The following is a 14,084-nucleotide window of genomic DNA, read 5'->3' on the forward strand; positions in this document are numbered from 1 at the left end:
CGTCAGGAGGCGTCGTCGGACGCTTCGGCGAGTGCCCTGGCGAGCATGCTGTAGGCGGTGACGGTCGGTGGGGCGAGCCGGCTCGGCTCGATCAGCGTGCCCGAGGCGAGGTGCTGGTCGTAGGGGATCTCGAGGATCGCGTGGATCTGGCCCTCGAGATAGCGGCGCAGCAGGTCGACGTCGACCTTCCAGCCGTTCGGGTCCTGATGCGAGATCGCGATGACGGTGCGCTGGAGCAGATCTCGTCCCGCGGCCGCGGCGATCGCGTCGAGCGTGAAGCGCATGCGGTTGATCGCGTCGACTCGGCACGGCACGACGAGGGCCATCGGCGCGTGCCGCGAGCGGAGGATCGGCGCGAGGTAGTCGGCGCCGAGGCGATGCCCGACGGAGTAGAGACCGCTCGCGTGGCGAGCACGCAGATAGTCGGCGATCGCGCGGTATTCGCGGTCGTTCGCGAGCGTCGTTCCCGTGCGCTGCAGGATGCGTGCCCCGGTGCTCGTGTGCGACGACGCGCGCATGAAGGCGTCGTCGCCGATGATGCCGTCGGACGTCGTCGCGAGGAGTTGCTCGATGCCGAGTTCGGCGGTCATGGCGTCGGCGCCGCGATCCGCGATGTCGTCTCCCGCCGGGGTCGCGTCCACCGCGACGATCGGAACACCCTGTGTCACAGCGATGTTCGCCAGGCCCAGCGCCGTCGTCGTCGCTCCCGCGCCGCCGCACGCCCCCGCCACGATCACCGCGGTGGGGTACGGCACCCAGGTGAGCGGGGGAGACATCAGCCCGCGCCCTCGATCCGGTCGACGAAGTGGCGACCGTCGACCTCGACGGTGGTGATCCGCTGCTTGTACTCCGCGCTCGTTCCGTCCGGCCTGAGTTCACCGAGCGTCACCGCATACACCCCGGGCTCCGTCGCAGGGGTGATCGTCAGGCAGTGCTCGGTCCCCTCGGGGATGTGCTGGTCGATGTTGGCCTGGACTTCGCCGGGAGGCACCATCGACGACTCCGGCGCGACGAAATCCCATGCACGCTCGCCACTGCGCAACACGTAGTAGGCGTGATCGAAGCCGAGGATCGCGTCGGCGCCGTTGCCGTGCCCGCCGGCGCCGGCGCCGACGATGGTGTCGCCGTAGGTGGCCTCGGAGCAGAACTCCCCGGCGGGTGCCGCGGCGTCGTCGGTGGGTCGTTCGGCGAGCGAGACACCCGCGTCACCGTTCGCCGGTGAGGCCTCGGCGGGCTCGTCCGAGCCGCCGAGCGCGATCAGTGCCGCGCCACCGAGTCCGAGCGCGAGGACGGCGACCGACGCGACACCGATGATCAGCGGCTTCGACGACCGCCGTGCGGGCTCGGGCGCGGGGTCCTCGGGTGTCGCCGCAGCAGGCGGCTGGACGGGCGGCGGCGGAGGCGTGGGCTGCGCGGCGGGCGCGGGGCGCGGCGGCTGATAGGCCGGCGCAGCAGGCGGGGTCGGCATGGGCGCAGACGCCGGCGGAGTGGGCCGGGTGGGTGCGGCAGGCGGAGCGGCCTGCTTCGGCGGTGCGACCGGCTTCGGTGTGACCGGTTCAGGAGCAGACGGTTCAGGAGCGGACGGTTTCGGGGCGGGCGGCTGGGCAGGAGGCTGCTTCGCTGCCGGCGGCTCGTCCTTCGACGGCCCGGGCGTCGACGGCCCGGGCGTCGTCGGCTCGGACGTCGTCGGGGCAGCCTCCGGGGGCTCGGGCTTCGCGGTGGGAGCGCTCGGCTCGGGCGCCTTCGGTGATGTCGGCTCGGCAGCCTTCGGCGGCGTCGGGACGTACGACTGTTGCGGCGGCGGTGCCGGCGTGTACGGCTGGGACGCGTACGGCTGCCCCTGCGTGAACGGCCCCTGCGGGTACTGCTGGCCCTGGGTGTACTGGGGCGGCGCGTACGGCTGCGGAGAGTACGGCTGCTGCTGCGGCGGATAGGGCTGCGCGGACGGTGCGTACGGCTGCGGTGCCTGGTTCCGCGGAGCCTGGTTCTGCGGTCCCTGATTCTGCGGAGCAGGGTTCGGAGGCATCGGGTTCCCGGAAGCCTGATCGCGGGGAGCGGGCGCGGGCTGGTGCGGCGCCTTCTTGTCGCGGGGTTCCTTCGACTTCCGGCCGAAGCCTCGCTTGCGGCCGCGCTGCGGCGCCGCGGCCTCGGGGGCGGGATCGGTGAGCCACATCGGCGTCGGTGCGGCGGGTGGCGGACCGAACGTCACGGGCGGCGGGGCAGGGGTGCCGTCCGCAGGGCCCGCTGCGGCGCCGTCGTTCGGTCCGGAGCGACCCTGTCCCTGGTCGGGACGTGAATCGTTCGTGTCCGCGGGCGCCGGGGTGAACGCGGGATACCACGTGTCACGACGGTCGCTCTGCCCCCCGCTTTCTGTCATGGCGGGAATTGTCTCACCGGAGTGCGAGAGGGTCGCGCCGGGGGAGTGCGCCGGCGCACCGTTCTCGCAGTTCGCCGCATGTACCGGGGTGACGAAGTCGATTCCCCGCCGCTGGTGGCGTCTCATACAATGGAGCGTGCCGGTCGCGGTGTTGCACCGGCGAGTGCGTGATCACGTCGAGAACGCCGTCGTGGCCACGGGCGGAACATTCGTTGTCGCTGGTCGAGGGTGCCGGATCTCGCGTTTGATCCGACGCGTTCCGGGGCGTGTGCGTTCCGGGGCTTCGTTCCGACGAGGAGCCGAGCGATGTGATCGACGTTCGTTTCACATGAGTAAACCGGGTGCAGACGTGCTCTCCGACACAGTTGTCGCAGGTGGACGAGGTATTAGCCGACCCTTAGTTGTGTACTTCTCACCTGTCTGAATTATCGTTCCGTTTACACGGTTGACTCACAACAGTCTCAACCGACCGAGAGCCGCGTCGCGAGGCTGCGCCAGATCGGTGCGAGCCGCACCCAGCGCCTGTGTGGAGCGAGAGCGTATCGGTGGTGCCTGTCACATCGAGGTGACGGTGCGCCTTTCAGGATGATGGCCATCAGCGCTGCTGGTCGTCGGTGCATCTCTTGGCATGCGAAGGCTAGGTATGAAGCAACTTCCAGGGCCGCAAGGCCTCTACCATCCCGCGAACGAGCACGATTCCTGTGGTGTCGCGTTCGTCGTGGACATGAAGGGTCGTCGGAGCAGGGACATCGTCGAGAAGGCGATCACCGCGCTGATCAACCTCGAGCATCGCGGTGCCGCCGGATCCGAGCCGAACTCCGGCGACGGTGCCGGCATCCTGATCCAGGTTCCGGACAAGTTCTTCCGTGCCGTCGTGGACTTCCCGCTGCCCCCGCAGGGCGCGTACGCGACGGGTATCGCCTTCCTGCCGCAGGGACGCAAGGCCGCCGAGCAGGCTGCCGAGGCCGTCGACAAGATCGTCGAGGCGGAGGGCCTGAAGGTCTTCGGCTGGCGTGACGTCGCGATCGACGACTCCTCGCTGGGCGCGCTCGCACGTGATGCGATGCCCACCTTCCGCCAGATCTTCATCGGCGCCGAGGACGGCTCGCTCGACGGCCTCGAGCTCGAGCGCAAGGCGTACATCGTCCGCAAGCGCACCGAGCACGAGCTCGGCAGCGAGGGTGCGGGCAAGGGCGCGACCGGTCAGGAGACCGTCTACTTCCCGAGCCTGTCCGGCCAGACGTTCGTCTACAAGGGCATGCTGACGACGCCGCAGCTCAAGGGCTTCTACGTCGACCTGCAGGACGAGCGCGTCGAGTCGGCACTCGGCATCGTGCACTCGCGCTTCTCCACCAACACGTTCCCGTCGTGGCCGCTCGCGCATCCGTTCCGCCGTGTCGCGCACAACGGTGAGATCAACACCGTCACGGGCAACGAGAACTGGATGCGTGCCCGTGAGGCGCTCATCGACTCGGACGTCTTCGGTGGCCCCGAGGCGCTCGAGAAGATCTTCCCGGTCTGCACCGACGGCGCATCGGACACCGCGCGTTTCGACGAGGTGCTCGAGCTGCTGCATCTCGGTGGGCGCAGCCTGCCGCACTCCGTCCTGATGATGATCCCCGAGGCGTGGGAGCACCAGGACGAGATGGACCCCGCCCGCAAGGCGTTCTACCAGTACCACTCGACGCTGATGGAGCCGTGGGACGGCCCGGCGTCGGTGTGCTTCACGGACGGCACCGTCGTGGGCGGCGTCCTCGACCGCAACGGCCTGCGTCCGTCGCGGCTGTGGGTCACCGAGGACGGCCTCGTCGTGATGGCGTCGGAGGTCGGCGTGCTGCCGATCGATCCGGCGACCGTCGTCAAGAAGGTCCGGCTGCGTCCGGGCCGGATGTTCCTCGTCGACACCGCCGAGGGCCGCATCATCGGTGACGACGAGATCAAGGACGAACTCGCTGCCGAGCACCCCTACCAGGAGTGGCTCGACGCGGGTCTCACCCACATCGACGACCTGCCCGCGCGTCCGTACACGTACATGTCGCACGAGCGAGTCGTGTTGCGGCAGCAGATGTTCGGGTTCACCGCCGAAGAAGTGAACCTGCTGGTGCGCCCGATGGCGGCGACCGGCGGCGAAGCCCTCGGCTCGATGGGCACCGACACCCCGATCGCGGTGCTCTCGGCCCGCTCGCGGATGCTGTTCGACTACTTCCAGCAGATGTTCGCGCAGGTCACCAACCCGCCGCTCGACGCGATCCGCGAAGAGGTCGTCACGAGCCTCGGCGGCACGATCGGCCCCGAGCACGACCTGCTCGAGCCCACAGCCGAGGCGGCACGGCAGATCTACCTGCCCCAGCCGATCCTGCACAACGACGATCTGTCCAAGCTGATCCACGTCAACGACGACGGGGACTTCCAGGACTTCCGCAGCGTCGTCGTGCGCGGCCTGTACCCGGTCGCCGACGGCGGCGCCGGACTGCGCAAGGCGCTCGACGACGTCCGGGCCCAGGTGTCCGAGGCGATCGCCGGCGGCGCGCGAGTCGTGGTGCTCTCCGACCGCGAGTCGAACGAGAAGTTCGCGCCCATCCCGTCGCTGCTGCTGACGGCTGCCGTGCACCATCACCTCGTCCGCGAGAAGACGCGTACGCAGGTCGGGCTCATCGTCGAGGCCGGCGATGCCCGCGAGGTGCACCACATGGCGCTGCTGCTCGGCTTCGGTGCCGCGGCCGTGAACCCCTACATGGCGTTCGAGACGGTCGACGAACTCGTCAACACCGAACAGCTGCAGGGTGTCTCGCGGGACAAGGCGATCGCGAACTACATCAAGGCGGCCGGCAAGGGCGTGCTCAAGGTGATGTCCAAGATGGGCATCTCGACACTCGCGTCGTACACCGGTGCGCAGTTGTTCCAGGTCATCGGACTCTCGCAGGAGATCGTCGACGAGTACTTCACGGGCCTCACCTCGCAGCTCGGCGGCATCGGGCTCGACGAGCTCGCCGACGAGGTCGCGGCGCGGCATCGCATCGCGTTCCTCGACAATCCCGAGGAGCGCGCGCACCGCGAACTCGAGATCGGCGGCGAGTACCAGTGGCGCCGTGAGGGCGAGTACCACCTGTTCAACCCGGAGACCGTGTTCAAGCTCCAGCACGCGACGCGGACGGGGCAGTACAAGGTCTTCAAGGAGTACACCCGGCTCGTCGACGACCAGTCGAAGCGTCTCGCAGTGCTGCGTGGCCTCTTCGAGTTCAAGGACGGTGTGCGCGAGCCGATCTCGATCGACGAGGTCGAGCCCGCGTCGGAGATCGTCAAGCGGTTCTCGACGGGTGCGATGAGCTACGGCTCGATCTCGAGCGAAGCGCACGAGACGCTCGCGATCGCGCTGAACCGGCTCGGTGCCCGCTCGAACTCCGGTGAGGGCGGCGAGGATCCGAACCGCTTCACCCCGGACGAGAACGGCGACTGGCGTCGCAGCGCGATCAAGCAGGTCGCGTCGGGCCGGTTCGGTGTCACGTCGCACTACCTGAGCAACTGCACCGACATCCAGATCAAGATGGCGCAGGGCGCCAAGCCCGGTGAGGGCGGCCAGCTTCCGCCGCACAAGGTGTACCCGTGGGTCGCCGAGGTGCGCGGTTCGACGCCGGGCGTCGGCCTCATCTCGCCGCCGCCGCACCACGACATCTACTCGATCGAGGATCTCGCACAGCTGATCCACGACCTGAAGAACGCGAACCCGCAGGCGCGCATCCACGTGAAGCTCGTCTCCGAGGTCGGCGTCGGCACGGTCGCCGCGGGTGTGTCGAAGGCGCACGCCGACGTCGTGCTCATCTCGGGTCACGACGGCGGTACGGGCGCGTCGCCGCTCACCTCGCTCAAGCATGCGGGTGCGCCGTGGGAGCTCGGCCTCGCCGAGACCCAGCAGACGCTGCTCCTCAACGGACTGCGCGACCGCATCGTCGTGCAGGTCGACGGCCAGCTCAAGACGGGCCGCGACGTCATCGTCGCCGCACTGCTGGGCGGCGAGGAGTTCGGCTTCGCGACGGCGCCGCTCGTCGTGTCGGGCTGCATCATGATGCGCGTGTGCCACCTCGACACGTGCCCGGTCGGCGTCGCGACGCAGAACCCGGTGCTGCGCAGCAGGTTCACGGGCAAGCCGGAGTTCGTCGAGAACTTCTTCCTCTACATCGCGGAGGAAGTGCGCGAGTACCTCGCGCAGCTCGGCTTCCGGACGCTGGACGAGGCGATCGGCCACGTCGAGATGCTCGACACCGCCAAGGCGATCGAGCACTGGAAGGGCAGCAAGGCGGGCAAGCTCGATCTCTCGCCGATCCTGCACCAGGCCGAGTCGGCGTTCATGGATCAGGACCTGTACTGCACCAAGACGCAGGATCACGGTCTCGACAAGGCACTCGACAACCAGCTCATCGAGCAGGCGCGCGAGGCCGTCGCGAACGGCACGCCGGTGCGGATCACGACGCACATCACCAACGTCAACCGGACCGTGGGCACGATGCTCGGTCACGAGCTGACCAAGGTGCACGGCGCGAAGGGACTGCCGGACAACACGATCGACATCGAGTTCACCGGTTCCGCCGGCAACAGCTTCGGTGCGTTCGTGCCCGCCGGCATCACGATGCGGCTCCACGGCGACGCGAACGACTTCGTCGGCAAGGGCCTGTCGGGTGGCCGGATCGTCGTCCGCCCGCCGGAGAAGACGGCCGAGGGCTTCGTGGCCGAGGACAACATCATCGCCGGCAACGTGATCCTGTTCGGTGCCACGGGTGGTGAGGTGCTGCTGCGCGGCGTCGTGGGTGAGCGGTTCGCGGTGCGCAACTCGGGGGCGACCGCCGTCGTCGAGGGCGTCGGCGATCACGGCTGCGAGTACATGACCGGCGGCAAGGTCGTCATCCTCGGGAAGACCGGCCGGAACTTCGGTGCCGGCATGTCGGGTGGTGTGGCGTTCGTCCACAACCCCGACCGCGACTTCGAGGCCAACCTCAACACCGAGCTCGTCGATCTCGAGGATCTCGAGAGCGAGGACTTCGTGTGGCTCAAGGGAGCCATCGAGCGTCATCGCGACGAGACGGGCTCGGAGGTCGCCGCGCGCATCCTGTCCGACTGGTCTCAGCAGGCGGGGCACTTCGCGAAGGTCATGCCCCGCGATTACAAGAAGGTTCTCATGGCAATCAAGGACGCCGAGATTCGTGGCGCCGATGTCGACGAAGCGATCATGGAGGCGGCTCGTGGGTGATCCGAACGGTTTCCTCGAACACGGCTCGCGTGAGCTGCCCGTCCGACGCCCGGTTCCGCTGCGGCTGCTCGACTGGAAGGAAGTCTACGAGGACTTCCCGAAGGACACCCTGCAGCGGCAGGCGAGCCGGTGCATGGACTGCGGTATTCCCTTCTGCCACAACGGCTGCCCGCTCGGGAATCTCATTCCGGAGTGGAACGACCTGGTCTACAAGGGCAACTGGGAGTCGGCGATCGAGCGGCTCCACGCGACCAACAACTTCCCGGAGTTCACCGGGCGGCTGTGCCCCGCACCGTGCGAGGCGTCCTGCGTCCTGGGTATCAACCAGGATCCGGTGACGATCAAGCAGGTCGAGGTCGAGATCATCGACAAGGCCTTCGACGAGGGCTGGGTCACGCCGATCCGCGCGTCGCGGCCGACCGGCAAGAAGGTCGCGGTCGTCGGCTCCGGCCCCGCGGGTCTCGCTGCGGCACAGCAGCTCACGCGCGCCGGGCACTCGGTCACGGTGTTCGAGCGTGAGGACCGCATCGGCGGTCTGCTGCGCTACGGCATCCCCGAGTTCAAGATGGAGAAGCGCCACATCGACCGCCGTCTCGCGCAGATGGAGGCCGAGGGCACCGTCTTCCGGACGAGCGTGAACGTCGGCGTCGACGTCACGGCCGATCAGCTGCGCGACGAGTTCGACGCCGTCGTGCTCGCGAACGGCTCGACCATCGGTCGCGATCTGCCGATCCCGGGACGCGAACTGGACGGAATCCATCAGGCCATGGAGTTCCTGCCGCTCGCGAACCGCGTGCAGCTCGGCGACGACATCACCGACGCGGACGGCATGCCGCCGATCAACGCGAAGGGCAAGAAGGTCGTCATCATCGGTGGCGGCGACACCGGCGCGGACTGCCTCGGCACGTCGCACCGTCAGGGCGCCGAGACCGTGCATCAGTTCGAGATCATGCCGAAGCCGCCGGAGACTCGCGCCGAGTCGACTCCGTGGCCGACGTACCCGCTGATGTACCGCGTGTCGTCCGCTCACGAAGAGGGCGGCGAGCGGGTGTTCTCCGTCAGCACCGAGGAGTTCGTCGGCGAGAACGGTCACGTGACCGGGCTCAAGGCGTACGAGGTCGAGATGGTCGACGGCCGCTTCGAGAAGGTCGAGGGGTCGGACTTCCAGCTCGACGCCGATCTGGTCCTCTTCGCGATGGGCTTCGTCGGTCCCGCGCGCGAGGGCCTGCTGACCGATCTCGGTCTCGAGTTCACCGATCGCGGCAACGTCGCGCGCGGCGAGAAGTTCGAGACGAACGTCGACGGCGTCTTCGTCGCCGGAGACGCCGGCCGCGGCCAGTCGCTCATCGTGTGGGCGATCGCCGAAGGGCGCTCGGCCGCCGCAGCGGTGGACGAGTACCTCGAGCAGAGCACGGCGCTGCCGGCGCCGATCCTGCCGACCACGGTCGCGCAACGCTAGCGACGTCAGGTACCCGAACGCCCCCTCCTCGGAGGGGGCGTTCGTCGTGTGCGGCTCAACTCGCGAAAATACCGACGACGAGGTTGATGGTGCCCGCGAGGATGACGGCGCCGAAGACGTACGACAGCAGGCAATGCCGCAGCGCGACGGCGCGGATGTCCGGGTTCGACACTCCGGTGTCGGACACCTGGTAGGTCATGCCGAGGTTGTAGCTGAAGTAGAAGAAGTCGCGAAATGCCGGGGGCAGGTCGGAATTGAAGTCGATGCCCCCGTCGTCGCCGTCGTAGTAGAGATAGGCGTAGCGGGTGGCGTACATCAGGTGCAGCGATCCCCAGGCGAGGAAGACGCCGAGCAGTGCCACGGCAGCGTCGACGGGGTCTGCACGTGAGCCACCGGCCACCTGCAGCGTGACGATGCCGCCGAGGCCGCCGGATGCCGCGACGACGAGCGCCACCTCGTCCACCACCGGACTGAAGTTCTCGCGGGCGACGTTGCGTGTCGTCGTCACGGCGTCCATGGGCCACAGCACTATCCAGCCCGACACCACGAACACGCCCCCGGTAGCGACGATGCCGGTCGAGATCGCGAGCGAGACAGTGGCGCCCGCTGCCGCCACCAGACCGGAGCCCACCGCACCCACCAGCAGGGACAGGGCGAGCCGGCGCACTGCGGACGTCGGGAACACGAGTGGCACGAACACCTCCGGTCGTCTGCGTCTAACGGGAAGGATGCCGTAGCGCACGCCCCGAGCGGGTCACATTCGCCCGCTCCGGTGTCCGGGCCGACACAGTCGCTTCGCCAGGGGTAACGCGTACGCAACCTGAAGCCCACAACGTGTTCATCGCGCACTGACACGATCCGCCTCGTGAGACGACTCGTCGCCCTCGTGGTGGGCATCATGGCAGCTGCTGTCCTTCCCGCGGTTGCCGCGGCTCCTGCTGCAGCCGATCCTGGTCCGTGTCCCAGCCTGTACGTGGTGGCTGTTCCCGGCACGTGGGAGACGGCCGACCGACCCGACGGGCGCCAGCCGGGCCCGGGCATGCTGTCCGCGGTCACGCGGGGTCTGCCGTCCTCGGTTCGCACCGACTACGTCACCTATGCCGCGACGGCCTTCCCGTGGGAAGGCGAGATCTACGGCCGCTCCAAGGCTCAGGCGATCTCGGCGGCGCGCGGGATGATCGGTGATATGGCGCGGACGTGCGCCGACACCGACATCGCACTGCTCGGATACAGCCAGGGCGCCGACGCCGCAGGCGATCTCGCGGCCGAGATCGGCTCTGGAGCAGGTGTGATTCCGGCCGATCGGCTTGTCGCAGTGGGGCTGCTGTCGGATCCGCGACGCAGCGAAACCGACAACCTCGTCGGGCCGCGTGTTCCCGGCAGCGGCGCCGCCGGTGCGCGTCCCGGTGGTTTCGGGTGGGCGACGCCGTCCGTCGTCTCCATCTGCGCCACGGGTGATCTGTACTGCTCGACGGAGAAGGACGACTTCGTGACGCGCCTCTCGGGGTTCCTGGCGCTCAGCTCGGGTGGGCCTGTCACAGGCACATTCACCGACGAGGCGCTCGCGCTGTGGCACGACCTCTGGGCGGCAGGTGGGCTGCCCGTGCTCGCCGCGCAGTTCGACAAGCAGGCGAACAACGCCCGCGTCGATCAGCTCACGACCTTCTACTCGTCGCAGGTGCACCACGACTACAGCCGCTATGTCGTCGACGGCCAGGGCACGACCGCGCTGCAGTGGATGAAGAGCTGGCTGCGCGCGAAGGCTTGAACCGTGCCGCGGTGAGGGCGCGAATCTGCGTCACCTGTTCGGTTCCTGACGCGGGCACTCTGCAGCCGTCTTCGGGAGGGGGAGTACGGTCGGTGCGATGCGGGTCTGGTACGTGAGTTACGGATCGAACATGCAGCGTCGGCGCCTGCGCTACTACCTCGAGGGTGGCCGGCCCAAGGGAGGCGCCCACGCACATCCGGGTGCGCGAGATCATTCCTCCCCCACCGGCGATGCCCCGCTCGTCCTGCCCGGCGCCCTGTACTTCGCCGGTGAGTCGCGGCAGTGGACCGGCGGCCGCGCGTTCTACGACCCGGATGGTTCGGGCACCGTCCTCGCCCGCGCCTATCTCGTGACCGAAGAGCAGTTCGCCGACATTCGGGCACAGGAGCCCGCGTGTTACGACCGCGTGCTGCAGGTCGGGGAGCGCGACGGGTTCCCGATGTACACGTTCACCACGCGCGCCCGGGCCGACGCGGTGCGCCGCGCCGCCCCGGCATCCGCCTACCTCGACACCATTCGCCGCGGCGTGCAGGAGGCTCACGGCTGGGACGACGAGCAGGCGGGGCGCTACCTCGGAGCGTGCGTCGAGACGGTCGCCGGTGTGCGCTGACCGGGCCGATCAGCGACGCAGAATCCGACGTGCCAGCCAGTTGCCGAAGAACTGCGACGCCTGCACGAGCAGCACGATCACGAGCGTCGCCACCAACGTGACCTGCCAGTCGAATCGCTGGTAGCCGTAGACGAGGGCGAAGTCGCCGAGTCCACCGCCACCGATCGTGCCGGCCATCGCCGACATGTCGACGATGGCGATGAGCACGAAGGTGTATCCGAGCACGAGCGGACCGAGAGCTTCGGGCAGCACGACGGTGGTCAGGATGCGCAGTGGGCCCGCGCCCATCGCGCGCGCCGCCTCGATCACGCCCGGATCCACGGTCACGAGATTCTGTTCGACGATGCGCGCGATCGCGAACGACGACGCCACGATCATCACGAAGATCGCGGCTTCCGTCCCGATGGTCCGCCCCACCACTGCGAGGGTGACGGGGCCGAGTGCGGCGAGCAGGATGATGAACGGGATCGGCCGCACGACGTTGACCAGCACGTTGAGCGTCGTGTGGGCGACGACGTTCTGGAGCACCCCGCCCTTGCGTGTCGCGTAGAGGAGAGTCCCCACGACCAGACCGATCAGGCCGCCGACGATCAGCGTGATCACCACCATGTAGACGGTGGTGCCGATCGACTCGAACAGTATGGGGCGCAGGCGTTCCCAGTCCGTGTTCATCGGATCACCTCCTCGACGGTCGTCACCTCTCGCAGCGACACGAGCACCCGATCGACGCCGTCGGCCGGTCCGATCAGCTCCAGCGTCAGGTTGCCGAACGACCGGCTCTGCAACGTCGTGATCGAGCCGTAGAGGATTTCGAATCGCACGCCGTGGCTCCCGGCATCGGACAGGACGTGCCCGATGCGGCTCGCGTCGCGCACCTCCGCGTTGACGATGCGGCCGCTCTCCGGTTGCCACAGTCGATCGAGGTCCGTGGTATCCGGCCTACTGCGCAGGACGGTGCCGACGAAGCTCTTCGACGCCGCGGTCTGCGGATCGGAGAACACGTCGAACACCGTCCCGAGTTCCACGACCCGGCCCTCGGCGAGCACGGCGACGCGATCCGCGATCGACCGGACGACATCCATCTCGTGGGTGATGACGACGATGGTGATTCCCAGCTCCTGGTTGACTTTCCGGAGCAGCCGGAGCACGTCCTGCGTGGTCTCGGGGTCGAGGGCACTGGTCGACTCGTCGGCCAACAGCAGTGCCGGCGACGTCGCGAGGGCGCGTGCGATGCCGACGCGCTGCTTCTGACCACCCGAGAGCTGGTCGGGGTACGCCGCCGCCTTGTCCTCGAGGCCGACGAATCGAAGCAGTTCGGCGACGCGTTCCCGCCGCCGGGCGCGAGGCCACCCTGCGACGACGAGGGGATAGGCGACGTTTCCGGCGACGGTCCGCGACCGCAGCAGATTGAACTGCTGGAAGATCATGCCGATCCCGGAGCGGACGTCGCGCAGCCGCGATTCCGACAGTCCTGTGATGTCGAGGCCGTCGACCTCGATCCGTCCCGAGGTCGGACGTTCGAGGCCGTTGATCAACCGGACGAGCGTGCTCTTGCCTGCGCCCGAATAGCCGATGACCCCGAAGATCTCGCCTCGGCGCACGGAGAGGTCGACGCCGTCCAGGGCGGTGAGGGTCTGCTTTCCGGCCGAGAACGTCTTGCCGACGTCGTCGAACCGGACGATCGTGTCCGACACTACTGCCTGCCACTACTGCCCGGCGCGGATGCCGGCTTCGACCCGCTCGAGGATCTGCTCGAGCGCCGCGCCGTCGCGTTCGACCTCCACCGAGGTGCCCTTCGACTCCTCGCGTACGGCGTCCTGGATCTCCGGGTCGTGCCAGATGCCTACGAGCTGCAGGTACGTCTCGTTCGTCTTGTCCTCGGCGCGCGTGACGAAGGCGTTGATGTACGGCTCGGCGGCGGGGCTCGACGGATCGTCCTTGTAGAGAGCGGATTCCGGGTCGATGCCGGAACGCTCGAGGAAGGTGTTGTTGACGATCGCGCCGTCCACGGAGGAGAGCGACAGCGCGGTCTGTGCAGCATCGATCGGCGTCACCCGCACCTTCGACGCCGCCTCGTCGATGTCGGCGGGGGTGGGCGACGGATTGTCGCCGCGCAGGCTCAGCAGACCTGCGCCCTCGAGCACGAAGAGGGCACGCGCCTGATTGCTCGGATCGTTCGGGATCGCGATCTCGCCGGCCTGCGGGATGTCGTCGATTGTTGCGTGGCGCTGCAGTACAGGCCGAGGGGCACGATCTGGGTCGCCCCGATCGGGGTCAGATCGTCGTCGGCGCCCACGTTGTATTCACCGAGGAACTGCAGGTGCTGGAACAGGTTGACGTCGATCTGTCCCTGCGACAGTGCGGTGTTGGGCTGCGAGTAGTCGGAGAAGTTGACCACCTCCAGCGTGATCCCGGCGTCGGCGGCCTTCTCCTCGAACAACTCCCACGAGCGGTCGCTCGCTTCGGTCGTTCCGATACGGATGGCATTCTGGTCCCCCGATCCGGACGAGCAGGCCGTGAGAACCGCCAGAACGGGTACGGCTGCGGCGGCGAGAACGCGGTTGATCTTCAACGAATGTCTCCACGATAGAAATCGGAACGGCCACCGATCGGATGGCCGAACCGGAA

Annotated in this window: 9 protein-coding genes and 1 pseudogene; 4 read left to right on the forward strand and 6 right to left on the reverse strand. The window is 68.3% G+C overall.

Annotated features, from left to right (window positions below; all coding sequences use genetic code 11):
* Nucleotides 1-2: 2 nt before the first annotated feature.
* Together RR1_RS13245 and RR1_RS21640 are read right to left on the reverse strand one after the other, a co-directional pair.
* Complete coding sequence (locus RR1_RS13245; RefSeq protein WP_010840430.1) at nucleotides 3-776, reverse strand: hypothetical protein; 774 nt, start codon at nucleotides 774-776, stop codon at nucleotides 3-5.
* Nucleotides 776-2,377, reverse strand: coding sequence for a DUF8176 domain-containing protein (locus tag RR1_RS21640; protein WP_143153833.1), 1,602 nt, complete (start codon nucleotides 2,375-2,377; stop codon nucleotides 776-778). The genes RR1_RS13245 and RR1_RS21640 overlap by 1 nt, the downstream gene beginning before the upstream one ends.
* Before the next feature lie 643 nt (nucleotides 2,378-3,020).
* Between RR1_RS21640 and gltB the strand changes: the two genes are divergently transcribed.
* Entirely contained in the window at nucleotides 3,021-7,619 is a 4,599-nt protein-coding gene (gene gltB / locus RR1_RS13255; protein WP_010840432.1) for a glutamate synthase large subunit, read from the forward strand.
* Nucleotides 7,612-9,078, forward strand: a complete 1,467-nt coding sequence (locus RR1_RS13260) for a glutamate synthase subunit beta (RefSeq protein WP_010840433.1) — start codon at nucleotides 7,612-7,614, stop codon at nucleotides 9,076-9,078. Before gltB ends, RR1_RS13260 begins: the two co-directional genes overlap by 8 nt.
* A gap of 55 nt (nucleotides 9,079-9,133) precedes the next feature.
* On the opposite strand, the gene RR1_RS13265 is transcribed toward RR1_RS13260, so the two are convergent.
* Entirely contained in the window at nucleotides 9,134-9,778 is a 645-nt protein-coding gene (locus tag RR1_RS13265) for a DUF1345 domain-containing protein (protein WP_010840434.1), read from the reverse strand.
* Nucleotides 9,779-9,943: 165 nt separating this feature from the next.
* On the opposite strand from RR1_RS13265, the gene RR1_RS13270 reads away from it, so the two are divergent.
* Nucleotides 9,944-10,846: a cutinase family protein gene (locus RR1_RS13270; RefSeq protein ID WP_010840435.1), complete on the forward strand. Its 903-nt coding sequence runs from the start codon at nucleotides 9,944-9,946 to the stop codon at nucleotides 10,844-10,846.
* Between the two features lie 130 nt (nucleotides 10,847-10,976).
* Nucleotides 10,977-11,456, forward strand: coding sequence for a hypothetical protein (locus tag RR1_RS13275; protein WP_242452500.1), 480 nt, complete (start codon nucleotides 10,977-10,979; stop codon nucleotides 11,454-11,456).
* A 9-nt stretch (nucleotides 11,457-11,465) separates the two neighbouring features.
* Here RR1_RS13275 and RR1_RS13280 read toward each other — a convergent pair whose 3' ends face one another.
* From RR1_RS13280 to RR1_RS13290, 3 genes and pseudogenes are all read right to left on the reverse strand, one after another.
* Nucleotides 11,466-12,128, reverse strand: coding sequence for a methionine ABC transporter permease (locus RR1_RS13280; protein ID WP_010840437.1), 663 nt, complete (start codon nucleotides 12,126-12,128; stop codon nucleotides 11,466-11,468).
* A complete protein-coding gene (locus RR1_RS13285; RefSeq protein WP_010840438.1) occupies nucleotides 12,125-13,150 on the reverse strand; it encodes a methionine ABC transporter ATP-binding protein in 1,026 nt (341 codons plus the stop codon). The genes RR1_RS13280 and RR1_RS13285 overlap by 4 nt, the downstream gene beginning before the upstream one ends.
* Nucleotides 13,151-13,162: 12 nt before the next feature.
* A pseudogene (locus RR1_RS13290) lies at nucleotides 13,163-14,028 on the reverse strand (MetQ/NlpA family ABC transporter substrate-binding protein).
* Nucleotides 14,029-14,084: the final 56 nt, after the last annotated feature.

The organism is Rhodococcus rhodnii NBRC 100604 (assembly GCF_001894925.1).
Taxonomy (GTDB): domain Bacteria; phylum Actinomycetota; class Actinomycetes; order Mycobacteriales; family Mycobacteriaceae; genus Rhodococcus_F; species Rhodococcus_F rhodnii.

Excerpts from the sequence above, each read along its gene's own strand:
- RR1_RS13275 (WP_242452500.1), top strand. The coding sequence starts at position 10,977 with ATGCAGCGTCGGCGCCTGCGCTACTACCTCGAGGGTGGCCGGCCCAAG.
- RR1_RS13245 (WP_010840430.1), bottom strand. The coding sequence starts at position 776 with ATGTCTCCCCCGCTCACCTGGGTGCCGTACCCCACCGCGGTGATCGTG.
- RR1_RS21640 (WP_143153833.1), bottom strand. The coding sequence starts at position 2,377 with ATGACAGAAAGCGGGGGGCAGAGCGACCGTCGTGACACGTGGTATCCC.
- gltB (WP_010840432.1), top strand. The coding sequence starts at position 3,021 with ATGAAGCAACTTCCAGGGCCGCAAGGCCTCTACCATCCCGCGAACGAG.
- RR1_RS13280 (WP_010840437.1), bottom strand. The coding sequence starts at position 12,128 with ATGAACACGGACTGGGAACGCCTGCGCCCCATACTGTTCGAGTCGATC.